The organism is Xanthobacter pollutisoli (genome assembly GCF_040044995.1).
GTDB lineage: Bacteria > Pseudomonadota > Alphaproteobacteria > Rhizobiales > Xanthobacteraceae > Xanthobacter.
The window spans coordinates 1-22719 of the sequence record NZ_JBDZDP010000005.1 but is presented as its reverse complement, the minus strand read 5'-3'; the positions used below and the strand labels follow the sequence as shown (position 1 = coordinate 22719).

19 protein-coding genes are annotated in these 22719 nt (G+C 68.5%); 7 read left to right on the top strand and 12 right to left on the bottom strand.

Features of this window, described 5'->3' with window-relative positions; genetic code table 11:
- The first annotated feature begins 91 nt into the window (after positions 1 to 91).
- On the top strand, positions 92 to 1321 hold the full coding sequence (locus ABLE93_RS12410; protein ID WP_348840122.1) for a TIGR03862 family flavoprotein: 1230 nt from the start codon (positions 92 to 94) through the stop codon (positions 1319 to 1321).
- Here the strand turns inward: ABLE93_RS12410 and ABLE93_RS12405 are convergent.
- The 4 genes from ABLE93_RS12405 to ABLE93_RS12390 form a co-directional block, all read right to left on the bottom strand.
- Positions 1311 to 1868, bottom strand: a complete 558-nt coding sequence (locus ABLE93_RS12405) for a DUF924 family protein (RefSeq protein WP_348840121.1) — start codon at positions 1866 to 1868, stop codon at positions 1311 to 1313. The genes ABLE93_RS12410 and ABLE93_RS12405 overlap by 11 nt on opposite strands.
- Entirely contained in the window at positions 1865 to 3049 is a 1185-nt protein-coding gene (locus ABLE93_RS12400; protein WP_348840120.1) for a CobW family GTP-binding protein, read from the bottom strand. The genes ABLE93_RS12405 and ABLE93_RS12400 overlap by 4 nt, the downstream gene beginning before the upstream one ends.
- A 302-nt stretch (positions 3050 to 3351) precedes the next feature.
- The gene (locus ABLE93_RS12395; RefSeq protein ID WP_348840119.1) at positions 3352 to 4797 is read right to left on the bottom strand and encodes a D-alanyl-D-alanine carboxypeptidase family protein; all 1446 of its coding nucleotides are present in this window, start codon (positions 4795 to 4797) and stop codon (positions 3352 to 3354) included.
- A 207-nt stretch (positions 4798 to 5004) separates the two neighbouring features.
- Positions 5005 to 6801, bottom strand: a complete 1797-nt coding sequence (locus ABLE93_RS12390) for a glucan ABC transporter ATP-binding protein/ permease (protein WP_348840118.1) — start codon at positions 6799 to 6801, stop codon at positions 5005 to 5007.
- Positions 6802 to 7078: 277 nt separating this feature from the next.
- Between ABLE93_RS12390 and rplU the strand changes: the two genes are divergently transcribed.
- From rplU to ABLE93_RS12370, 4 genes are all read left to right on the top strand, one after another.
- Positions 7079 to 7453, top strand: a complete 375-nt coding sequence (gene rplU / locus ABLE93_RS12385) for a 50S ribosomal protein L21 (RefSeq protein WP_348840117.1) — start codon at positions 7079 to 7081, stop codon at positions 7451 to 7453.
- A 23-nt stretch (positions 7454 to 7476) separates the two neighbouring features.
- A complete protein-coding gene (gene rpmA / locus ABLE93_RS12380; protein WP_169124883.1) occupies positions 7477 to 7749 on the top strand; it encodes a 50S ribosomal protein L27 in 273 nt (90 codons plus the stop codon).
- 147 nt (positions 7750 to 7896) lie between these two features.
- A complete protein-coding gene (locus ABLE93_RS12375) occupies positions 7897 to 8526 on the top strand; it encodes a GNAT family N-acetyltransferase (protein ID WP_348840116.1) in 630 nt (209 codons plus the stop codon).
- A gap of 161 nt (positions 8527 to 8687) precedes the next feature.
- On the top strand, positions 8688 to 9209 hold the full coding sequence (locus tag ABLE93_RS12370) for an RNA pyrophosphohydrolase (RefSeq protein WP_348840115.1): 522 nt from the start codon (positions 8688 to 8690) through the stop codon (positions 9207 to 9209).
- Positions 9210 to 9219: 10 nt separating this feature from the next.
- Here ABLE93_RS12370 and ABLE93_RS12365 read toward each other — a convergent pair whose 3' ends face one another.
- The 8 genes from ABLE93_RS12365 to ABLE93_RS12330 form a co-directional block, all read right to left on the bottom strand.
- Positions 9220 to 10074 carry an alpha/beta fold hydrolase gene (locus ABLE93_RS12365; protein WP_348840114.1) on the bottom strand — a complete coding sequence of 285 codons (855 nt, stop codon included), beginning with the start codon at positions 10072 to 10074 and terminating at the stop codon, positions 9220 to 9222.
- Positions 10075 to 10121: 47 nt separating this feature from the next.
- Positions 10122 to 12626: an alpha/beta hydrolase gene (locus ABLE93_RS12360; RefSeq protein ID WP_348840113.1), complete on the bottom strand. Its 2505-nt coding sequence runs from the start codon at positions 12624 to 12626 to the stop codon at positions 10122 to 10124.
- Between the two features lie 113 nt (positions 12627 to 12739).
- The gene (locus ABLE93_RS12355) at positions 12740 to 14005 is read right to left on the bottom strand and encodes an Hsp70 family protein (RefSeq protein ID WP_348840112.1); all 1266 of its coding nucleotides are present in this window, start codon (positions 14003 to 14005) and stop codon (positions 12740 to 12742) included.
- A 199-nt stretch (positions 14006 to 14204) separates the two neighbouring features.
- A complete protein-coding gene (locus ABLE93_RS12350; RefSeq protein WP_348840111.1) occupies positions 14205 to 15872 on the bottom strand; it encodes a thiamine pyrophosphate-dependent enzyme in 1668 nt (555 codons plus the stop codon).
- Between the two features lie 14 nt (positions 15873 to 15886).
- On the bottom strand, positions 15887 to 17371 hold the full coding sequence (locus ABLE93_RS12345; protein WP_348840110.1) for an aldehyde dehydrogenase family protein: 1485 nt from the start codon (positions 17369 to 17371) through the stop codon (positions 15887 to 15889).
- A gap of 21 nt (positions 17372 to 17392) precedes the next feature.
- On the bottom strand, positions 17393 to 18898 hold the full coding sequence (locus ABLE93_RS12340) for a tripartite tricarboxylate transporter permease (RefSeq protein WP_348840109.1): 1506 nt from the start codon (positions 18896 to 18898) through the stop codon (positions 17393 to 17395).
- Positions 18895 to 19344, bottom strand: coding sequence for a tripartite tricarboxylate transporter TctB family protein (locus ABLE93_RS12335; protein ID WP_348840108.1), 450 nt, complete (start codon positions 19342 to 19344; stop codon positions 18895 to 18897). The genes ABLE93_RS12340 and ABLE93_RS12335 overlap by 4 nt, the downstream gene beginning before the upstream one ends.
- Positions 19345 to 19432: 88 nt before the next feature.
- The gene (locus ABLE93_RS12330; RefSeq protein ID WP_348840107.1) at positions 19433 to 20392 is read right to left on the bottom strand and encodes a Bug family tripartite tricarboxylate transporter substrate binding protein; all 960 of its coding nucleotides are present in this window, start codon (positions 20390 to 20392) and stop codon (positions 19433 to 19435) included.
- Positions 20393 to 20861: 469 nt separating this feature from the next.
- Here ABLE93_RS12330 and ABLE93_RS12325 point away from each other — a divergent pair, with 469 nt between their 5' ends.
- Positions 20862 to 22262, top strand: a complete 1401-nt coding sequence (locus ABLE93_RS12325) for a UbiD family decarboxylase (RefSeq protein WP_348840106.1) — start codon at positions 20862 to 20864, stop codon at positions 22260 to 22262.
- Positions 22263 to 22329: 67 nt separating this feature from the next.
- Entirely contained in the window at positions 22330 to 22665 is a 336-nt protein-coding gene (locus tag ABLE93_RS12320; protein WP_348840105.1) for a hypothetical protein, read from the top strand.
- Positions 22666 to 22719 lie beyond the last annotated feature (54 nt).

Genomic DNA, 22719 nt, shown 5'->3' with positions numbered 1-22719 from the left:
CTTCGAGCCGGCGGCTTGCTTTTTCCCAACCTCCGGCTCACCCATGCTGGCCCGAACGTCGGGCATCCGCATTTTCAGCATCGGAGCCAGATTGATCCAGCCTTCCCCTTGCGTCGCCGTCGTCGGTGCCGGTCCCGCCGGCCTTGCCGCGGCGGAGGTGCTCGCCGCGGCGGGCGCGCGCGTCACGCTCTATGACCGCATGCCGTCGGTGGCGCGCAAATTCCTCATGGCCGGCCGGGGCGGACTCAATCTCACCCATTCCGAGCCGCTGCTGCGCTTCCGCACCCGCTACGGCGCGTCGGCCGAGCGCCTCGCCCCCGCCCTCGACGCCTTCCCGCCCGACGCCCTGCGGCAATGGGCCCAGGACCTGGGGGAGGAGACATTCGTCGGCTCCAGCGGACGGGTCTTTCCGTTGAGCTTCAAGGCCTCGCCGCTGCTGCGGGCCTGGCTCCGCCGGCTCGCGGGGCAGGGGGTCGCCCTCTACACCCGCCACGCCTTCCGCGGCTTCACGCCCTCCGGCGCCCTTGCCTTCGACACGCCCGAGGGGGCGGCGGAGGTGACGGCGGACGCGGTGATCCTGGCGCTGGGCGGCGCATCCTGGCCGCGCCTGGGGGCGGACGGAAGCTGGGTGGAGCCCCTGCGGGCCGCGGGCATCGCCGTGCATGCGCTGGCGCCGGCCAACATGGGCGTCACCATCAGTTGGTCGGAGCATTTCCGCACCCGTTTCGCGGGCACGCCCTTGAAGCGCATCGCGCTTTCGTTCGGCAAGACCGTCGTGCGCGGCGAGGCGGTGGTGACGGCGGAGGGGCTGGAGGGCGGCGCCGTCTATGCGCTCTCCCGGGACCTGCGCCGGGCCCTCGGCCACAAGGCCGTCACCCTCCATCTCGACCTGCGTCCGGACGTGGAGGAGAAGACGCTGGCGGCCAAGCTCGCCGGCGTGCCGGCCAAGGCGTCCTATTCCACCGTTCTCGCCAAGGGCGGGGGCCTCCTGCCGGTGGCGGCCAACCTGGTGCGCGAGGTGACCGGTCCGGCCCGGCCGGAGGCCGCGGCGCTCGCCGGCCTCATCAAGGCGCTGCCGCTCACCGTCACCGGCCACGGCGGGCTGGAGCGGGCGATCTCAAGCGCCGGTGGCATCGCCTGGAAGAGCATTGCGCCGGATTACGCGCTGCTGGGCATGCCGGCGGACTGGCCGCCGGTGTTCGCGGCCGGCGAGATGCTGGATTGGGAGGCCCCAACCGGCGGCTATCTGCTGCAGGCCTGCTTTGCCACGGGCCGGGCGGCGGCGGAGGGGGCGCTGGCCCGCCTCGGCCTTAGCCGCTGAAGCCGCCGTCCTTCAGATAGGCCTCTTCCTCGGGTGTCGAGGGGCGGCCGAGGATGGCGTTGCGGTGGGGGAAGCGGCCAAAGCGGTCGATGGCGTCTTTATGGATCAAGGCGTATTCGAGGTTCTCCGCATTGCCGAGCACGCGATACAGCGCGACGCAGCGGGCCTGCGTGCCCTTGTCTTCGGCATGCATGAACGGCAGGTAGAAGAAGCTGCGCAGCGCCTCGGGAATGGACGGGTCCTTGTCGAAGCCGCGATCCACCGCCCGCTCGGCCCCCGCCAGCGCCATGGCGTCGGTGGCGAAGGCTCTTGGGGTGCCGCGGAAGACATTGCGTGGCACCTGATCGAGCAGGATGATCCGCGCCAGCGCCCCGGGCGCTGTGCCCTGCCAGCTGTCGAGGGCGCTGCCCGCCGCCGCCTCGAAGGCCGGCAGCAGGCCCGTCCGCACCTCCGCATCGAACGCCGGCCCGCCGTCGAACCACTTCTGCGGTCCCGCCTTCTGCCAGAAGTCGAGCACCGCCTCGGGAGTGAGGGCGACCGCGCTCATCGCGCCATCCCCGGGGGCGCCAGCGGATTGTCGGTCAGGGCGGCGCGGTCCGGCGCGTCCACCTCCGGCACGCCGAGGAAGGCATTGAACAGGCGGGTGATGACCTGAGGATCAAGGTCACGGACGATCATGACGAGGCGGGTGCGGTGGTCGTCGTCCGGCCAGCCGGCGAGCCGCGCCGGTGGGTGCATCACATGCTGCACGGCATGGATCACCACCGGAGTCTGAGGCTCCTCCGCCACTTTCACGATGCCCTTCATGCGCAGCACGTGGCCGCCGTGGGTGGCGCGCAGCAGCTCCAGGAACAGGTCCAGCGTTGCGGCGGGGATGGCGGCGTCGGTGGCGAGGGTGAAGGCGCGGATGCGGGCGTCGTGGCGGTTGGGGTCGACGCCGGCAGGATCGGCGTCCGCAGCCGCCACTTGCTCCTCGGCAAGCCAGCGCGCCACGTCCGGGATCTTGCTCGCGGCATCGTAGAGGCCGGCGCCCAGCAGCGCCGCGGCATCCGCCTCGCCGGCCGCGGCGTCGACGAGGCGCGCGGCCGGGGCGAGGCGCTTCAGCCGCGCCTTCAGCGCATCGAGGGCGGCGCGTCCCTCGGGACCGACGAGATCGGCCTTGGTGAGGACGATGCGGTCGGCCATGGCCGCCTGCTTCACCGCCTCCTCATGGGCGTCCAGCGTGGCGTCGCCGTTCACCGCATCCACCACGCAGACGATGCCGTCGAGCCGGTAGCGCAGGCCGAGATAGGGATGGGTCATCAGCGTATGGATGACGGGGGCAGGATCGGCGAGGCCGGTGGTCTCGATGATGACGCGGGAGAAGGGGGGCAGGCGGTCGTTGTCGCGGCCGCGAAGCAGGTCCTCCAGCGCCGCCACGAGATCACCTCGAACGGTGCAGCACAGGCAGCCGGAGGAGAGCATGACGATGCCTTCCTCCACGGTGCGCACGAACAGATGGTCGAGCCCCACCTCGCCGAACTCGTTGATGAGCACGGCGGCGTCCGCCAGCGCAGGATCGGCCAGCAGGGCATTGAGCAAGGTGGTCTTGCCGGCACCGAGGAAGCCGGTGAGCACGGTGACGGCGATCGGCTCCGGAGGCCCACGGCGGCGGGCGGGGGGCTCGGCTTCCGGCGCGGCGGGAGGGATCGGGTCGGGCGCCAGGCCCGTGGGCGCGGAGCCCGTCATGGCAGAATCTCCGGGCGGGAGAGGATTGTTCTTCCTGCCTCTACGAGACCGCCCGCGGGGTCAAGAGCGCGGCGGCGGGCGACGGACAGCGGAGAAGGAAGCGGACGGGCTCCGCACACGGTTTCGGGCGCGGTGGATCTGCGCTTCGGAGCTGGTTTGCTCGGCAGCTCATTGTTGAGAGCAAGCGCCCAATTCTCCCGAATGACAGGGCGGGCGAGGCGGCTGAGGCGACAGGCGGGCGCCATCGGATCTCGCCGCCGGACGTCACGCGCCGGCGGTGGCCGAACGGGAAAGTGGCCGGGTCAGGTCGCCGGCTTGGGGGCCGGGGCTGCGCTCTCGGCGGGGGTTTCAGCGGGCTTCGGCTTCGGCTTGGGCTTCGGCGTGGGCACGCTTCCCGCGGCAACGGGGGCCTGCGGCTGCACCTGCTTCTTGGGGGCGTCGGTCTTCGGCTTGTCGGAGGTGCTGGCGGTGGCCGTGGCCGGCTTCGGCGCAGGCTTTGCGGCGGGCTTGGCAGCCGCCTTCGGCGGGTCCTTGTCGCCGTCGGCTGCACCGTCGCCGTCGGCGGAAGCGGTCGCCTTGGACCTGGCATCGGGCTTGGCGTCGGGCTTGGCCGCCTGCTTGGGCTTCTTTGGCTTCTCGTCCGGGGCATAAGCGGTGGCGAAATCCTCCACCGAATTGCGCGTGCCCACATAGACCGGCACCGGCGCCATGGACGGCGGCAGGGTCTGGAGCAGTTCCGCGCCGGACTTGGGCAAGGTCGGTGCGGCGAAGGCGAAGCCGGCGCTCGCCGTGGGATCGGGCTCGTCGTCGGCCTCGGAGGCGGTGACGGCGCGCTTGCCGCCGCAGACCTCGGCCTTCATGTTGCCGGGCGGACCGCCCTGGTTGGAAATGCTCGAGAGCAGCGGGTTCACCGCGCCGAACGGGCTCCAGGTGGCCTGAAAGCCCTTCTCGAACAACAGCGCCGCCTGCTCGGTGCGGGCGGTGCCGGAGCGGGCGCCGAGGATGACGGCGATGAGGCGCTTGTTGCCGCGGGTCGCGGTGGCGACGAGATTGTAGCCCGAGCCGCAGACGAAGCCGGTCTTCATGCCGTCGGCGCCGGGATAGCGGTCGATCAGACGGTTGTAGTTGCGGATGACCGCCTTGCCGAGCTTGATCGCCGGGATGCGGAACAGGGCTTCCTGCTCGGGAAAATGATAGATGATGGCCCGCGCCAGGATGGCGAGGTCGCGGGCGGTGGTGATCTGCTGTTCGTCCGGCAGCCCGTTCGGGTTCTCGAAATGCGTTCCGCTCATGCCGAGATGGGCGGCGGTGGCGTTCATCTCGGCGACGAATTCAGGCATGGAGCCGCCGACACCCTCGCCCACCACCCACGCCATGTCGTTTGCGGACTTGACGAGAACCATCTTGAGCGCGTTGTCGAGGGTGACGACCGTGCCCGCCCGGAAGCCCATCTTGGAGGGCTGCTGCGCCGCGGCGGCGGGGGAGACGGTGATCGGCGTGTCCATGGTGAGACGGCCGTTCTTCACCGCATTGAGCGCCACGTAGACCGTCATCAGCTTGGTGACGGACGCCGGATGCCAGGGCCGGCCGGCCTCCTTCTGCTCCAGCACCTTGCCGGTATCCGCTTCGACCAGCAGGATCGGATTGGCCAGCGCCGGTGCCGCAGCGGCAAGGACGAGCGCGAGGGTTGCTGCAACGAGGCCGAGAAAAGATGCTCGGGCGGCGGGACTGGAGTTCGAGCGCGCCAACCGATCCGCTCCCTTGAGAAATTGCGGGCAAAGCCTGCCCCTCAATACCCGGTTTCGCTTATCCGGAAAAGGCGAAATCCAAACCCCGCGTCCCGCGCCGCTGGGAGAGCCGCAATTCGGCTTGCCACAATCTTGCCCAACTTGATCAAAGTCGCACGGCGGGCGCGCGAAATCTTGGACGTGTCCTTGGCGCCCGGCCCGTCGCCGTCAGGTCTCCACCAGCGGGCGCGCCTCGGCGTTCTCGGCCCGGTCCGCGGCGGTCATGAACTGGGCGCGGGCCAAAGTGGTGAAACGGCCGCCGAGATTGACCAGTTCGTCGAAGCTGCCGGCCTCAACCACCCGTCCGTTCTCGAACACCAGGATACGGTCGGCATTGCGCACGGTGGCGAGGCGGTGGGCGATGACGAAGGTGGTGCGGTTCTTCATAACCTCGTCGAGGGCCGCCTGCACCTTGGCCTCCGTGGCGGCGTCGAGGGCGCTGGTCGCCTCGTCGAGAATGAGGATGGGTGGGTTCTTCAGCAAGGCCCGGGCGATGGACAGGCGCTGGCGCTCGCCGCCGGAGAGCGCGCGGCCGCGCTCGCCGACCACGGCCTCAAGACCAAGCGGGTTGCGCTCCACCAGCTCCAGCGCCTGGGCCCGGGCGAGGGCCTCGCGCATTTCCGCGTCGGTGGCGTCGGGCTTGCCCACCTTCAGATTGTCGGCGATGGAGCGGTTGAACAGCAGCGGCTCCTGGAACACCACGCCGATGGCGTGGCGCAGCGAGGCCAGCGAGACGTCGCGGATGTCGTGGCCGTCGATGCGGATGGTGCCGGACTGGGGATCGAACACCCGGTGCAGCAGGGCCAGCGCCGTGGACTTGCCGGCGCCCGTGGTGCCGACGAAGGCGAACGTCTGGCCGGGCCGGGCATGGAACGACACGTCGCCCACGGCGGTGCGCTTGCCGTCGTAGGAGAAGGAGACGTCCTCGAACACGACGTCGCCCGAAACCGGCGGCAAAGCCGGCGCGCCGGCCCGCTCGTGCACGGCGCCCACCGTATCCAGCACCGCGAAGAACTGGGCGAGGCGCGGCGCCGAGAGCATCAGCCGGTTGAAGAACATGACGGTATGGTCGAGCCGCCCGATCAGCATATTGGCGAACGCGACGTAGGTGACGATGTCGCCGATGGCGGCCAGGCCCTGCATGTAGAGCCAGGTGCCGATGAGCAGGATGGCGAGGATGGTGAGCGTGGTTGCCGCCTTTGTGGCCATGGACACCATGGCCCACCACGAAAGCACCGGAATCTGCACCGCCAGCACGCGGCTCACCGTGTCCCTGAGCCCGGAAACCTCGGCCTCGGTGCGGGTGTAGCTCTGGATCACCGCCACGTTGCCGAGGGCGTCGGAGGTCTGCTCGGCGAGGTCCGAATTGTATTCCTCCACCTGCCGCTGCATCGCCTCGGTGCGGCGGATGACGAAGGCGGTCACGATGCCGAACACCGCCATCAGGACGATCAGCACCAGGCCGAGCCGCCAGTTGATGAGGATGCCCACGGGGACCAGGATGATGAGGGAGAGGACGGCCGCGCAATCCTCGCGGAAGAACGAGAGCCACAGGCCCCACAGGGCATCGACGCCCTCCAGCATTACCTTCAGGAGACGGCCGGAATGGGTGGTGCCGTGGAAGCTCAGCGGCAGCTGGAGCACGTGCTCGAAATACTGCGTCAGCACGCCCAGCCGGCGGCGGTGGGACAATCGGTCGGCATGCAGCGAGATGAGGACGCCGGCGGCGATGTTGAACAGGCCGAAGCCGACCCATGCGGCGAGCAGCGGCACCAGCTCGTCCGCCCGGGGCAGGCGCGCGGCGGCCTGGGCCGTGGCGAGAGCGTCGATGATCCGCCCGAACAGGATGGGCTCGGCGAATTGCGACAGGGCGAGCAGGAAATTGGAGCCCGCGAGCACCGCGCCGAGCCGGGCTTCGGGCCCCAGCAGGCTGATGGTACGGGCGTAGACGCGCAGAAGACTCATCAAGAGGACTCCGGCCGGTTCGTGCCAGAAGAGCGGAGGCTGCCGCCCGGCGCAAGGGGCGCACGGGGGGTGCGCCCGGCCTCAACGCGCGAGCCATAGGAAGGGGTTCCGGCCGGAGAGGGCGGTCGGCGGCCAGCGCGGCGCCGGCTTTACATTGACTTTTCGGGTGCCCCTGTGTATCGGACCCACTTCGCGTGGGCCGCTGGGCCTGCACTCCCGAACCCGACCGGAAGAAGCCCGCCCTTCGAGGCGCGGCGGAACACGAAAGCGAGACAAGATGTTCGCGGTCATCAAGGCTAACGGCAAGCAGTATCGCGTTGCCGCCGCCGACGAAATCACCATCGACCGCCTCGACGCAGAGGTTGGCTCGATCTTCACCTTCCCGGTGCTCATGCTGGGCGGCGCTACTGTCGCCGTCGGCGCTCCCCATGTGGATGGCGCCACCGTCACCGGCGAGGTGGTCGAGCAGACCCGCGGCGACAAGGTGATCGCCTTCAAGAAGCGCCGCCGGCAGAATTCGCGCCGCAAGCGGGGCTTCCGCGCCGACCTCACCGTCGTGCGCATCACCGAGATTTCCGGCCTGGGCGAGACCGTCAAGGCCGAGCCGAAAACCACTGGCGCGCCGGCTTCCGAAGCCGCTGCCGACGCCTGACCTGAAGATCGAGGAGAGCGACAATGGCTCATAAAAAGGCAGGCGGCTCGTCCCGTAACGGCCGCGATTCCGACGGCCGGCGCCTCGGCGTGAAGCGCTTCGGCGGCCAGGACGTCATCGCCGGCAACATCATCGTGCGCCAGCGCGGCACCAAGTGGCATCCCGGCACGAACGTGGGCATGGGCAAGGACCATACCCTCTTCGCGCTGGTGGAAGGCAAAGTGGCCTTCCGCACCAAAGCCAACGACCGAACCTACGTATCGGTCGTTCCTGCCGCCGCCGAGGCGGCCGAATAAGCGGCGAGACCTGAAATGCAGGATCCCGCCGATCTCGTCGATCCGGTGGGCGCCTGAGCAGGCAGTACCCTCAAGCTCAGACACGAACCGGGGAGACGGGACACGTCTCCCCGGTTTTCGTTTGACCCGTGCCTTGAGGAGCCCGCCATGACCCTGTGCGAGACGCCGTCCGGAGCCCTGCTCGCGGAGAACTGTATCCCCGTCCTCGAAACCGACCGGCTCGTGCTCCGCGCGCCGCGCCTCGAGGACGTTGCTGCCGTCGCGGAGCTTGCCAACAACCGCCGGATCGCGGAGATGACCGCGAACCTGCCCTTTCCCTACAAGGCGTCCGACGCCCACGCCTTCGTCGAGACCCTGGCTGCCGCCCCGGATGCCGCCACCTTCGCGGTGTTCATGAAGGGCGAGGGAGCGCTCGCCTTCGCCGGCATGGTCAGCTTCGGCCGCCGTGCGCCCGAGCCCGCGCCGGAGATCGGCTACTGGATCGGCGAGCCGTTCTGGGGCCGCGGCATCGCCACCGAGGCGGTGCGCGCCGTCATCGACTATGCCTTTTCCGAGACCGACCTCCAGATGCTCCTCGGCTCCGCCCGCGTGGTCAATCCGGGCTCGCGTCGGGTGCTGGAGAAGTGCGGCTTCCAATGGTCCGGGGTGGGCCTGTGCCGGGTGAAGGCGCTGGGCGCCTCGGTGCCGGTGGACCGCTTCCAGCTCGACCGCCGCACCTGGGCCTCCATCCGCGCCTGGGGGTCCACCGCCCTTCCGCGCCATCGCGCGGCCCACTGAACCGACGCGGCTTGCGCCCGGCCCCCCGTCGCGTGCTCTCCCTCAAGCGGGAGGAGCGCGACGACGGGCGGCGGTGCGGGCGCGAGAGTTGGCCGGCGGGTCTTGCGCGCGGCAGCGGGGCGGGCCATCACGGCGCAGCCCCCTTTCTGCCGGATGGCGCCATGTCGAAGAAACACGAGAAATCCACCGACGATCTGCCTTACCGCCCCTGCGTCGGCCTGTGCGTGTTCAATGCTGCGGGCAAGGTCTTCGTCGGGCGCCGTCTCGGCGGGCCGGAGCATGTGGACGCGACCCATTCCTGGCAGATGCCTCAGGGCGGCATCGACAAGGGCGAGGAGCCCTATGACGCGGCCCTCCGCGAGCTCTACGAGGAGACGTCCATCCGCTCGGTGACGCTCATCGGTGAGGTGGACCAGTGGCTGTCCTACGATCTGCCCGGCCGCATCGCCGGCGAGGCGTGGAAAGGCAAGTACCGGGGCCAGACCCAGAAATGGTTCGCCTTCCGCTTCACCGGCGCGGATGGCGAGATCGACATCCTGCGGCCCGGCGGCGGCCGTCACAAGCCGGAGTTCATGGAGTGGCGCTGGGAGGATATCGACGCCGTGATCGGCCTCATCATCCCGTTCAAGCGCGGCGTCTATGAAGAGGTGGTGAAGCAGTTCCGCCGCTTCGCCCAGGGGTGACTCGCTCGCCTTACAACCCGCCGAACCAGGCGCCGAAATAGCCGGCGTAGAGCTCCGGCGCCTCCAGGTTCATGCAGTGGCCGACGCCCGGCACCGCGGCGAAGCGGCAGGCGGGCATCACCTGCGCCATCTCCCTCATGTCGGCCTCGGCGATCACAGCGTCCAGCATGCCCCACACCACGAGGTGGGGATGGCGCAGCGCCGCCATCTGCGCCTTCAGCGCGCCGCTCTTCGCCTCCTTCGTCAGGGTGTCCGGCGTGCCGAACCAGATGCCGTCGGACACCGCCATGACCTGGGCCAGGATGCGGTCGAACAGGCCGGCGCGGGCACCCGCGCCCGCCCGGAAGCGCGCCGGCCCTTCGGCGAGGCTCTGCGGCTCAAACAGGCTGGGCGCGGTCATGGCCATGATCTGCCGCGCCAAAGCGGGATCCGACTTCATCCGGCCGAAGAAGGCGGCCTTGTCCGGCGGGAAGTCGATGCCCTGCGGCCCCACCGGCGAGAGCGCGAGGACGCGCCCGAAGCGCTCCGGCTGCTTCAGCAGCATGCGGGTGGAGATGATGCCGCCCGTGGAATGCGTGGCGAGGTGGCAGAAGGAAATGCCGAGCGCATCGAGGGCCGCGATCATGTCGTCGGCGTGCTGGGCGATGGAATAGTTGGAGAAATCGGCGGCGGGGGCCGGCTTGTCGCTCTCGCCGCAGCCGCGCCAGTCCACCGCCACGGTGCGCACCCCGCGCGGGAAATGCGGCGCGGCGAGCTCGATCCATTCCTTGCTGGCGAGATTGCCGTGGATGAAGAGGACGGTCGTCTCCCCCTCGCCCCATTGGCGGCAGGCGAGGCGAAGACCGTTTACGTCGAGCATCTGCATGGTCTGTTCCCGGGGATGGGCGGGGCCGCAGAAGCGGCCCCGACGTCCTATTTGTTCAGTCCCGTCGGCGCCGCGGGCTTGGCGGCGGGCACTTCGGCGCTGGCGGGTGCGCCGTGGATCAGGCGGTCGACGCTGGCCGGCGCGCCGGAGGGAACGCGGCCGGTCTCCACGAAGTCCACCACATCCTCGGCGAAGGCTACCGGCTCGTCGGTGTGGATGAAGTGCGCGGTGCCGGGATAGATCTTCAACTGCACATCGCCTCCGGCCGTGTTCATGCGGCGCATGAAGGGCAGGATGAGCTGGCGGGAGAGGTCGTCGAGCCCGTTGAAGGCATAGCCGGGGATGAAGGGCTCCTTGTCGCCGAAGGCGAGGAAGATGGGCACCTTGATCTCGGTAAGGCGCTTGTAGAGGCTCTGCGGGTCCTTCTCCTGCAACTCCGCGACCATGGCGTAGATGTCGAAGATGAAGACATCCACCCACTGCTGCAATTCGCGCGGATCGCCCTTGATCATGCCGATGCGCTGGGCGGTGTGCAGGCGGGCATATTCGCTGTCGCGCAGGAAGTAGCCGTTGCGCTGCGGCGTGACCGCCCCGGTGACGGGGTCGCGGCTGCGGAAGTGGAAGAAGTCGTCCACCTGCTGGGCGGTGAGGTTCTTCTCCCGATCCCTGAGGCCCGTCTGGTCCCAGGTCTTCTTCCAGGCGTCGAAGTCGTGGGCATAGGCGGGATCGAACAGGTCCAGCTTCTTGCCCGGGGCGACCGTGACCTCGCGGGGATATTCCTCAAGGCCGGCGGGCGCCTCCAAGATCAGCTTGGTGACGGACTCGGGCCAGGTGAGCGTGTAGCCCAGCACGATCTGCCCGCCCATGGAATGGCCGAGATAGGCAGCCTTGGGAACCTTCAGCTGGTTCACCACCACCTCGTGCAGCACGTCGCGCATGTCCTGCATGCTGCGGGCGGGGCTCTTGTCGAGGTTGCCGGGGCCGGACATGCCGTAATGGGGCAGGTCCACGGCGATCACGCGTAGCCCGCGCTCCAGCGCGATGCGCATGATGTTGCCGTAATGCCCGCCGAACGCGCCCTTGCCATGGACGATGACCAGGACGTCGGGGTTCGCCGCCGTGCCGGCATATTCGTCCATGTAGCCGATGTCCCACGCGACGCCGCGGCTGTCCTTCGCCGTGGTCTTCTTCACCGGGAAGGGATAGGTGACGAACGTGTTCCAGAAGGACTTGTCGGGGGTGATGTCGGCCGCGACCGACGGCGTGCGATAGGTCTTCGCCACCATCTCGCGATTGCGGGTGAGGCGGGAGACGTCGCCCAGGAAGGCGGCCACGGTCGGGTCGAACTGGCGGTTCTTCAGGATGGGGAAGACGCCGTAATGGGCGACGGGGCTCCTCTCGTGCACGAAGTCCGCCCCGGGCACCTTCTCCACCGTGCGCTTGGCGCGATCGAAGGTGAGCCACTGGTCGTTCTCGATGTGCATGACGAGGGTGCGCGCCTTGATGCGCTTCAGCTCGGCATTGATGTTGTAGGTCTCGCCGGCGCGGTTGCGCCACAAAAGATCCACCGCATCGAACAGCAGCGCGCGCTTGTTCACCGCCGCGCCGGCGTCGGTGGTGGGCGGGTTCCAGTAGAAGATGTCCGGCTGCACCTTGGCCCAGTCCTGCTGGGAGCGGAACTGGAAGTCGAAGCCGGTCAGCAGCAGCACCGACCAGCCGAAGGCAACGCCCTGGTTGGGGTGCTTGTCCTTGGGCAGATTGTAGTAATTGCCGCCCGTGGCGCGCCACTGCGGATCGCTCTCGATGGCGGCCGACATGAGCTGGAAGGTCCAGTTGCCCACCGGATCGCCGCCGTCCGACTGGCTGGTGCCGCCGATGGGCATCAGTCCGTCCATGAAGTCCGGGTGCATCACGCCCCACACATAGGTCTGGGTTGCGCCCATGGAGACGCCGGTGACGATGGACGCGCGCGCGACCTTCAGATGGTCGCGCAGCATCCGGTAATTGGCCTGCACCATGTCCTGGTAGCTGTACTGCGGGAATTTCTGCCCGAGCCCGCCGGACGGCTTGCTGGTGCCCCACAGGCCGAGGGCATCGAGCAGCACCACATAATATTGGTCGGTGTCGATGGCCTTGCCGGGGCCGATCACCGCGCCGCCGGAGAGCGCCGTGCCCTCCACCCACTGGGCATACATGTCGGTGGCGTCGCCGGAATAGAAGGAGTTCACCACCACGGCGTTGGTGATCTCGCCCGCGGCGTTGCGCTTGGGTGTGCCCAGCGCGATGTAGGCGGTCCTCAGCGGGCCGCCGCCCAGGGATTCCAGCGTCGTGCCGCCCTCGCCGCCGTTCGCCCACGTGTCCGGGCTGGCGAGATCGTAGCGGCCGCCGATCCGGAAGTTGGCCACGTCGTAGAATTTCTTGAGCTCGCACAGCCGCTCCTGTGAGCAGGCGGCGGTGATGGGCTTCGGCTCGGTCTGGGCCGCCGCCGGCGCCACGAGCATGGACGGGGCCAGGGCGGCAAGCGCCAGGCCCAGGGCAAGGGCGTACCTCATGTCTCCTCCTGCGGCCGGTCATTCTGCAGGCGCGCCGGCTGCTCAGAGAACAGCATAGGGATGCGGAAGAGGGAAGCGCGGCCTTGGCCGAGGCGACGGGGCCGCGTCCTCGCTCAGGCTGCCGGCTGCGCCGGGCCGTAGCGGCGCCCGGCCTCGATGGCGAGGCCGGTTCCCACCGAGCCGAAGGTGTCGCCCTCGATCACCCGCGCCTGGGGCACGCAGGCGCAGATGGCCGCCCGCACATGGCTGAGGCGGGTGGACCCGCCGGTGAGGAACAGCGCGTCGATGTCCCCCGCCGCCAGCCCCGCCGCGTTCAGGCAGGAGGAGATGCGCGCGGCGATGCGGTCGGCGAGAAGGCCGGTGTGGGCGACGAGGTCGTCATGGGCGATGCCGACGGAGAGGCCCGCCTCCAGCACCGCGAGGTCGAGCTCGGTGCGGCCGGCCTCGGCGACGCGGATCTTCGCCGCCTCCACGTCGAGGGCGAGGCCGTGGCCGCGCTCCTCCTCCACCGCCCGGGCGAGGCGCGCCACGAGGTCCGGGCGAGCGGCCTCCCGCTCCAGCTCACGGATGGTGCGGGCAGTGCGCCCGTCATAGAGGCGATTGATGGAGGACCAGGTGGCGAGGTCCTGGTAGAGCGCCACGGGCATGGCGAGCCCCTTGCGCTTCAGCGGGCTGCCGTGGCCGAGCAGGGGCATCACCACCGACAAGGAGAGCTGTCGGTCGAAATCCGTGCCGCCGACCCGCACGCCCTCGTTGGCGAGGATGTCGGACGAGCGGTCCGCCTGTCCCGCATGGCCGCGGGCGATGCGCACGATGGAGAAGTCGGAGGTGCCGCCGCCGATGTCCGCGATCAGCGCCAGCTCCTCCCCCGCCACCTGCCGCTCGTAATCGAGGCTGGCGGCGATGGGCTCGTACTGGAACGAGATGTCCGCGAAACCGATGTCGCGGGCGATGGCGGCCAGCACGTCCTGTGCCCGGGCGTCGCCGGCGGGATCGGCATCGACGAAATGCACCGGCCGGCCGAGCACCACCTGGGTCAGCGGCCCGCCCGCCGCCACCTCGCCCCGTGTCTTCACCGCGCCGAGGAAGGCGGCGATGACCGCCTTGAAGCCCAGCCGCGCCCGGCCCACCGGCGTCGTCTCCTCGATGAGCGAGGTGCCGAGCACCGATTTCAGCGACCGCATGAGCCGCCCCTGCTGGCCGCCCACATAGGCGGCCATGGCAGCGCGCCCCACCAGCGGCTCGCCCGTCCAGGGAAAGAAGATGGCGCTCGGCAAGGTGTCCGCCTGCCCCTCCAGCGCGGCCAGACGCGGCCCGCCGCCGGCGATGACGCCGAGGGTGGTGTTGGACGTGCCGAAATCGAGGCCGCAGGCGGTCATGGGACCTCCTCGCATGATCGGGGAGCGGAAGGGCGCGCTAGCTAGACCATGTTGCGCCGCAGCGCAAGGGGAGGAGGATGTGCGGTTACTCTCCGGACGCAGCGACGCAAATCCCCGTCGCGTCCGTTGCGCGCGGTGGGACGGGCTCTTTCAGCGTCGCTCGACCTGACCGGCACGAACGCGGGCACGCCTCGCCCAATCACGGCTCGACGGAGAGGATCAGATCCGGCGTCAGCTGCTGGGTGGGCATGATGATCTCGATGAGGGCCGGCCCCTCGGCTGCCAGCGCCCGATCCAGCGCCGCGGGGAATGCCGCATGGCTGTGTATCTCTTCCCCGTGGACGCCATAGGCCTGCGCCAACGCCGCATAGCTGGGATTGGTGAGCCGCGTTCCGCTCTCCCGGCCGGGGAAGTGGCGCTCCTGATGGGCGCGGATGGAGCCGTAGGCGCCGTTGTTCACCACGATCACCACGATGGGCAGCTTGTGATGCACCGCGGTGGCGAAATCGGGGGAGGCCATCTGGAAGCAACCGTCACCTGCCAGCGCCACCACAGCGCGGTCCGGAAACCGCAGCTTGGCGGCGATGGCCGCCGGCAGGCCGTAGCCCATGCAGCCGGATTTCGGCGCCAGCTGGGTGCCGAACGCCCGGTAGCGATAGAAGCGATGTAGCCAGATGGTGTAGTTGCCCGCGCCGTTGGTGACGATGGCATCGTCCGGCAGGACCTCCGCCAGATGCAGCACAGCCTTTGCCAGATCGAACCCGGCCACTTTTTCCGGCGGACGCTGATAGGCTTCATAGGCCGCGCGACCCTCGGCCCGCCAGCCGCGCCACCGGGTCGGATCCAGCGGCGTCAGATTCCTCACTCCGGCCACGAATTCCGGCGGCCCGGCGAGGATGGGAAGATCGGCATTGTAGACCCGGCCCAGTTCGTCCGCTCCGGGGAAGACGTGAATGAGCCCCTGGGCGGGGTCCGGCACGGCAAGGGCGCCGTAGGACTTGCTGGTGACCTCGCCGAGGCGGTCACCCACCACCAGCAGCAGGTCGGCGGCCTTCAGGCGCTCGGTCAGGGCCCGGCTGGAGCCGAGGCTCAGGTCGCCCATATAGACCGGCGCGCGGTTGTCCACGATGTCCTGGGAGCGGAAGCCGGCCACCACCGGCAGATCATTGGCGAGGCAGAAGGCGGTGATGCCGGCCGAGGCCTCGGCCGTCCAGCCGCTGCCGCCGACGATCACCAGGGGCCGCTCCGCCGTCTGGAGCATCTCGCGCGCCTCGTCCAGGATCCGCGGCGAGGGCACTGCGGCGACGGGCTTGAAGGCCGGCGCATCCGCGACCGCGCTCATCTCGCTGAGCACGTCCTCGCCCACGGAGAGCACCACCGGACCGGGCCGGCCATGGGTGGCGATGTGGAAGGCTCGGCTCACATATTCTGGAATGGCCTCGGCGCTGGGAATGTCCGCCGCCCATTTCGTCATGTCGGCGAAGGTGCGGCTGTAGTCCATCTCCTGGAAACCTTCGCGGCCGCGATGGGCGCGCGGCAGCTGGCCGATGATGAGGATGAGCGGGGTGGAATCCTGGAAGGCCGTGTGCACCCCCACCGTCGCATGCATGGCGCCCGGCCCGCGGCTGACGATGCACACGCCGGGAATACCCCGCAGCTTGCCGTCCGCTTCCGCCATGTGGCACGCATTGGCCTCGTGCCGGCAGACGATGAAGCGCACGCCGTGGGCCTGATCGCGCAGGGCATCGAACACCGGCAACGCGCTCTCGCCCGGCACCCCGAAGATCGTGTCGACCCCGTTGATGCGCAGCGCATCCACCAGAATGCTGCCGCCCGAGCGCGAGGTACCGTCCTTGGCCGTGGTCATTTCACGCCTCCAGATTACGAGGCCGGCTGGAAGGCGCAGAGGGTCTTGATCTCGGAATAGAAATCCAGCGAGTGGCGACCTCCTTCCCGGCCGACGCCCGACTTCTTGAAGCCGCCGAAGGGCGCGCGCTCATCGCGCACGCGCCAGCAATTCACCCACACCGTGCCACTTTCCAGCGCGCCGCCCACCCGCTCGGCCCGATCCGCGTCGCCGGTCCACACGGTGGCGGCAAGGCCAAACTCGGAGGCGTTGGCGCGCGTCACAACTTCGTCCTCGTCATCGAAGACCGAGATGTGGGCACAGGGGCCGAACACTTCCCGCCGGCAGATCTCCGCATCATCCGGCAGGCCGGTCCATAAGGTGGGCGCGACCCAGTAGCCCTCCGCGAAGGGCGCAGGCACGGCGAGCGCGCCGCCGCCGGTGAGCAGCTGGGCGCCTGCGGTCTTCGCACTGGCGTAAAGGCCCAGAACCTTGTCGCGCTGCTGCGCGCTGATGGCCGGGCCAAGGCGCGTCTCTGCCGCCCACGGATCGCCCGCCGTCAACCCCTCGGCGGCCTGCACCAGGCCGGCCGCGAAGCGCTCGAACACGGGCCGCTGGACGAACAACCGCTCGGTGGTCAGGCAGACCTGGCCGCAATTGTCGAACACCGAGCGCGCGGTGCCGGCGATGGCGACCTCAAGGTCGCAATCCGCGAAGATCAAGGCTGGATTCTTGCCGCCCAACTCCAGGGAGACCGGGCGCGGCCCGCTGGACGCCGCCCGCATGATGGCCTCGCCGGTGCGCGTCTCGCCGGTGAAGGTGATGGCATCGACACCGGGATGGGAGACCAGGGCCTCCCCCGCCGCGCCGGCCCCATGGCCATGGACCACGTTGAGGACGCCGTCGGGCAGTCCGCATGCGCTTGCCATGCGGGCGAGGAGCAAAGCGGTGCGCGGGGAATGCTCGGACGGCTTCACCACCACGGCATTGCCGCAGGCCAGCGCCGGCGCCACCTTCCAGGTGAGCAGCAAGAGCGGCAGGTTCCATGGCGCCACGATGCCGATGACCCCCACCGGCCGGCGCGACACGGTGTTGCGCGCCCACGCGCCGCCGGCCATGGGGGTCTCGAACGTCGTCCCGGATGCCGCCTGCGCGTCGGCACGGGCGATCTGCGCGAAGGCACGGAAATTGGCGATGGCGCGGGGTATCTCCACCTGAGTGGTAGGGGTGACGGGCTTGCCCGTATCAGCGATCTCCGCCGCCACCAGAATGGCAAGGTTCGCCTCCATGTGGCCGGCGAGCCGCTCCAGGAAGGCGAGGCGCTCGCCCAGGCGCGTGCGCCCCCACGGACCCTGGAGTGCGCCGCGGGCGGCGCTCACCGCCCGATCCACGAGAGCGTCATCGGCCTCCGCCACCAGGGCGGATGGCTGTCCGGTCGCCGGATCGCACTTCTCGAAGCCGGCGGAGAGCGGCACTTCCCGGCCGCCGATGAAGCAGGCTATGGACGCAAGGGAGCTCATGACTTCATCCGTTGGCGCGGCTCACTCTTCGACGAAGATCTCTTCGCGCCGCTTGCGGATGAAGGGCAGAGCCACGGAGACGAGGAGTGCTGCCGCCAGCAGCAGGAAGAACAGGCTGATGGGGCGCTCCAGGAAGATCATCGGATCGCCCCGCCCGGTGATGAGCGAGCGGCGGAAATTCTCCTCCAGCATCGGCCCGAGCACGTAGCCCATGAGCATGGGCGCGGGCTCCGCGTCCAGCTTGCGCAGGATGTAGCCGAGCACGCCAAAGCCGATCATCACATAGATGTCGAAGACCGAATTGTTCACCGAGTAGACGCCGATGGAGCTCACCACCACGATCAGCAGGAACAGGAAACGGTAGGGCAGGCGCAGCAGCTTCACCCACAGCCCGACCATGGGCAGGTTGATGACGATGAGCATCAGATTGCCCACGAACATGGAGGCCACGAGCCCCCAGAACAGGTCCGGCTGGCGGTTGATCACCATCGGTCCCGGCGCGATGCCGTGGAGGGTGAGAGCGCCCACCATCACCGCCATGGTGGCGCTGGTGGGAAGCCCCATGGTGAGCAGCGGGATGAAGGAGGTCTGCGCCGCGGCGTTATTGGCCGATTCCGGCCCTGCCACCCCCTCGATGGCGCCCTTGCCGAATCGCGAGGGATCGCGTGCCACCTTCTTTTCCACCGCATAGGAGGAGAAAGCCGCGACGGTCGCGCCGCCGCCCGGCAGGATGCCGAAGACCGTTCCGATGAGCGTGCCCCGCCAGATGGCGCCGCGGGCCGCCTTGAGAACGCTCCAGCTCGGCCAGAGATTGGTGATCTGGGCCGAGTGGATGGCCCGGCTGGTGTCGTCTTCCAGATTGCAGATCACCTCCGCCACGCCGAACAGGCCGAGCGCCATGGCGACGAAGCTCACCCCGTCGGACAGCTCGATGAAATCGCCGGTGAGGCGGGGCATGCCGGTGTTCACGTCCATGCCCACCATGCCGATGAGCAGGCCGAGCACGATCATCGCCACCGCTCGGAACAGCGAGCCATTGGCCAGAACCACCGCCGAGACGAGGCCGAACACCATAAGCGAGAAGTAATCCGGCGAGTTGAACGACTGGGCGATTGCGGCGAGCGGGGGCCCGGCGAAGGCGATAACGAGGGTGCCGAAACAGCCGGCGATGAAGGAGCCGATGGCGGCGATGGCCAGTGCCTCGCCCGCCCGGCCCTGGCGTGCCATGCGGTAGCCGTCGATGGCCGTGACCACCGAGGTGGATTCGCCCGGTATGTTCACCAGGATCGCCGTGGTGGAGCCGCCATACTGGGCGCCGTAATAGATGCCCGACAGCATGATGATGGCGCCGATGGGGTTCAGCGCGAAGGTGGCCGGCAGAAGCAGCGAGATGGTCGCCACCGGCCCGAGGCCGGGCAGTACGCCGATGAGCGTGCCGCACAGGGCGCCGATGAGGCAGAAGAACAGGTTCTCCGGAGCGAGCACGACGGAGAAGCCGTGCAGCAGGAGGCCGGCGGTCTCGATCATGGCAGCACGCGCATCTGCACGCCGAGCCCCCAGACGAACAGCGCGGCCGATCCCACCGCTAGGACGAGGCCGAACAGCATGCTTTTCCAGAACACCGCATCCCGCGCCGCAAAGCTCGCAAGGGCCACCTGGGCGAGGATCGCGGCAATGAGGCCGAACCTGTCGAGCAGCACGGCGAAGGCGAAGAACGACAAGAGGATCAGTGCGGCGGTCCGCAGCTGGATGACGCCCGGATCCGGCCCCTCGACGATCATGCCGCGGACCAAAAGAAAGGCGCCCATGGCCGCCAGCACCAGCGCCACGCCCAGCGGGAAATAGCCGGGCCCCATCTGCCGCGCCGTGCCGATCTCCAGACCGGAAATGTACCAGAGGGCGAAGGCCGCAATGGAAAAGAGGAGGAGGCCGGAATAGAAATCGACCCCGCCCCGGACGAGCTTGAACATCATCACCAATATTCCCCAACGCCTGTCGGCAGGGGGCGGCCTGCGCCCCCTGCCTGGTTGGCTAGGAGTCGGTCCCGATGAAGGATCGGCCTCACTTGGCCTTGATGACGTCGATCAGGCCGGACCATTGCTTCACTTCCTTCGAGATGGAGGCCGCGAATTCTTCCGGCGTGGTGTAGACGGCCGTGGCGCCGATCTTGGCGAAGGCGTCCTTCACCTCGGGGTCCGCCGCCATCTTCTTCAGCGCCTCCGACATGCGCGCGACGACGGCGGGAGGCGTGCCCTTGGGCGCGATGATGCCGTTCCAGGACTCCACCAGATAGTCCTTCACGCCGGCCTCCTCGACGGTGGGCAGATCGGGCGCGAAGGGGCTGCGCTTGGCCGAGGTTACGGCGAGGCCGCGCACGGTCTTGGCCTCCATCTGCGGAAGGGCGTCGGTCATGTTGGTGAAGGAGAGGTCCACCTCGCCGGACACCACCGCGGCCGTCGCCGGCGCGCCACCCTTGAACGGGACATGCACGAGGCTGGTGCCGGTGCGGGCATCGAACAGCTGCACCGAGTAGTTCATCAGGCCGCCGGCGCCGCTGGAGCCGTAGCTGAGCTTGCCGGGATTGGCCTTGGCATAGGCGATCAGCTCGGGAATGGACGTGATGGGCAGCTTGGGATTGACGATCACCGTCTGCGGGATGGAGCTGACGATGCCGATGGGCTCGATATCCTTCAGCGGATCATAGCTGGTCTTCTGGGCCACCGGCGCCACGGAGACGGCGCCGACACTGCACATGCAGAGGGTGTAGCCGTCGGGCGCCGATTTGGAGACGAAATCCGTGCCTACGATTCCGCCGGCCCCGGGCTTGTTCTCCACCACGACCGTCTGGCCGAGATCCTTCTCAAGGAATCTGGCCGCGATGCGGCTGGTCAGATCCGTATAGCCCCCCGGCGCATAGGGGACGACGAGCTTGATGGCCTTGCTCGGCCATGCGTCCTCGGCCATCGCCCCGGAGGATGCCAGGACGGCGAGGGACACCAGTGCTACGGCGAGTCGCTTCATGCCGCTCTCCTCTATATCCGGAAGACCCGCACAGCGGCGCTGCCCGGTACATTTTGGCCGGATCGGCTGCTCTCCGGGGCCACAGGACGTGCGCGAAGGGTTGCGCACGAACAGCAGCGCTGACGATGCCGCCACCCGGCTTCTTCGGCCCGACGCTCTATTAGCTTAATAATTTAGCTATGCGACAAAGTCAGTCAAGCCATGAAAATGAGCAACCGCTGCTGTCGGATAAGGCAATCGCTCGAGGGGCCCGGGCACCCCAAATAGAAGCCGCCAGCGGGAGCAATGCGCGTTGAGCTCGCCAATATTGGAATCCGGCATAGGCCGATGTCACGCGCGACCTCGCAAAAGGGATCGAGGTTGCTTGACTACCTTTGTTACATAGCTAATTCTCGGCCCGGTTTTCCGGCCACGGTCCGTGGTGCCGCCTGGTCGCCTTGCATCTTCCTTCCACCATTCGAGGGTTCCCATGGCGATCTCCAACTCCGTGGACACCGGCTTTCGGCCTGCCCTGGCGCGGCTCGCACAGGATGGGCGGATCCGGGTCTTCAACGGCGAGGTGGACCACCACCTCCAGATCGCCGCGTTGATGAAGAAGCTCGATGGGCAGGAGATGCTCCTGTTTCCCAAGGTGAAGGGCTACGGGATCCCGGTGATCGGCAATCTCCTGGCGAGCCGCGAGAATTGTGAATCGGCCTTCGGACGCGACTTCAACGGCATCCGCGAGATGATCTCCCAGGCCCTCAGCGCTCCTCTCGCGCCCCGATTGGTGGAGACGGCGCCGGTGCACGAGGTGATCGAGACCTCGGACATCAATCTGTCCGCCGAGATCCCCGCCCTCTTCCATGCCCCCAAGGATGGCGGGCGCTACATCACGGCCGGGATCGTGGTCGTGCGCGATCCCGAGACGGGCATCTACAACGCCTCCTACCACCGCCTGCAACTGCTTGGGCCGGACACCCTGGGCATCAAGCTCGATTTCGGCCGTCATCTGCGTATCGCCTACGAGCGGGCACAGAAGAAGGGCGCTCCCCTCCCGGTCGCGGTCTGCATCGGCTCGGATCTGGCCCTGCACTTCACCGCTGCCACCATGGGGTCGCAGATGCCGGAGCACATGGATGAGCTGGCTGTGGCGGGCGGCCTGGCCGGCCGGCCGCTTTCCGTGGTGAAGGCCATCACCCAGGACCTTGTCGTGCCGTCGGAAAGCGAGTTCGTCCTCGAAGGCGAGATCCTGCCGGACGGCGGCCTTCCGGAAGGCCCGTTCGGCGAGTTCATTGGCTTCGCCGCGCCGGCGGCGCCCGCGCCCGTGCTCAAGCTGACCGCCCTCACCCGCCGCGCCAAGCCGATCTATCACGCCATCAACGGCTATGGTCGCGAGACCATCATGCTGCGCAAATACGTGTTGGAAGCCAGCCTCCTCAAGGTGCTGCGCGCATCGGTGCCCATCGTCACCGACGCCGAAATGACCGCGGGCGGCCTCCATCGCTTCCATGCGGTGGTGCAGGTCAGCAAGCAGATGCCCCAGCACGAGGGGTTTCAGCGCAACGCCATCTTTGCCGCGTTCGGCGCGTTGAAGGATCTGGACCTCGTGATCGTGGTGGACGACGACATCGACATCCGCGATCCCGCGGACGTGGAATACGCCCTCGCCACGCGCATGGAGGCCTCGAAGGATCTCCTCGTCATGCCCGATGCGCGCGGGCATGAATATGTGCGCATCGGTAAGAACGGCATCCGTGCCAAGCTGGGCATCGACGCGACCGTGCCGGTGGACGAGAAAGAGCGCTACCGTCGCGTGGCATTCGCTCCGGTGGAGATTTCTCCCGGCGCGTTCGGCGCCGGCGAGAAGCCGATGCTGGATCTGCTCTGAACGCGTGGCGGCCGGTCTGGGTGGGGGCACACGGGGGAGCGCCCGGGGTTTCAGCTGGGCCGCAACCGTGTCAGGCCTTGCGGGCAGCGATGCCGTTCATCCGCTTGGCGGCCTGATTTCCAGCCTCCGGCGGGCTCGGCGGCATCTCCATGACAAGGACGACGCCACGGTTGACCCGCGTTTCGGGCGGGTCGGCAAGCAGACGATCGAGGACACCGGGCCGCTCACCCAGGAGCGGATGAAGATGTTCGAGGAGGAGGAGGTTCTCCCGAAGGCCGAGGCTTTCATGAAGAAGGCCAAGGACGTCAACAGGCCGTTCTTCATCTGGCTTGACGTTGCCCCCAACTTCTATCCAGCGGTGAGTTCGCTCTGGCGGTGGGGTTTGGCCTGTTCGGCGGTGTGAGCGGCGGGGTCTGGCGCGGAGCTTCTGGCTAGGCGCAGCGGCAGATCCCGTCGC

Coding starts and splice junctions, on each gene's coding strand:
- ABLE93_RS12365 (WP_348840114.1), bottom strand. CDS start 10,074: ATGCAGATGCTCGACGTAAACGGTCTTCGCCTCGCCTGCCGCCAATGG.
- ABLE93_RS12360 (WP_348840113.1), bottom strand. CDS start 12,626: ATGAGGTACGCCCTTGCCCTGGGCCTGGCGCTTGCCGCCCTGGCCCCG.
- ABLE93_RS12405 (WP_348840121.1), bottom strand. CDS start 1,868: ATGAGCGCGGTCGCCCTCACTCCCGAGGCGGTGCTCGACTTCTGGCAG.
- ABLE93_RS12325 (WP_348840106.1), top strand. CDS start 20,862: ATGGCGATCTCCAACTCCGTGGACACCGGCTTTCGGCCTGCCCTGGCG.
- rplU (WP_348840117.1), top strand. CDS start 7,079: ATGTTCGCGGTCATCAAGGCTAACGGCAAGCAGTATCGCGTTGCCGCC.
- ABLE93_RS12400 (WP_348840120.1), bottom strand. CDS start 3,049: ATGACGGGCTCCGCGCCCACGGGCCTGGCGCCCGACCCGATCCCTCCC.
- ABLE93_RS12345 (WP_348840110.1), bottom strand. CDS start 17,371: ATGAGCTCCCTTGCGTCCATAGCCTGCTTCATCGGCGGCCGGGAAGTG.
- ABLE93_RS12390 (WP_348840118.1), bottom strand. CDS start 6,801: ATGAGTCTTCTGCGCGTCTACGCCCGTACCATCAGCCTGCTGGGGCCC.
- ABLE93_RS12375 (WP_348840116.1), top strand. CDS start 7,897: ATGACCCTGTGCGAGACGCCGTCCGGAGCCCTGCTCGCGGAGAACTGT.
- ABLE93_RS12355 (WP_348840112.1), bottom strand. CDS start 14,005: ATGACCGCCTGCGGCCTCGATTTCGGCACGTCCAACACCACCCTCGGC.
- ABLE93_RS12335 (WP_348840108.1), bottom strand. CDS start 19,344: ATGATGTTCAAGCTCGTCCGGGGCGGGGTCGATTTCTATTCCGGCCTC.
- ABLE93_RS12330 (WP_348840107.1), bottom strand. CDS start 20,392: ATGAAGCGACTCGCCGTAGCACTGGTGTCCCTCGCCGTCCTGGCATCC.
- ABLE93_RS12340 (WP_348840109.1), bottom strand. CDS start 18,898: ATGATCGAGACCGCCGGCCTCCTGCTGCACGGCTTCTCCGTCGTGCTC.
- rpmA (WP_169124883.1), top strand. CDS start 7,477: ATGGCTCATAAAAAGGCAGGCGGCTCGTCCCGTAACGGCCGCGATTCC.
- ABLE93_RS12370 (WP_348840115.1), top strand. CDS start 8,688: ATGTCGAAGAAACACGAGAAATCCACCGACGATCTGCCTTACCGCCCC.
- ABLE93_RS12350 (WP_348840111.1), bottom strand. CDS start 15,872: ATGACCACGGCCAAGGACGGTACCTCGCGCTCGGGCGGCAGCATTCTG.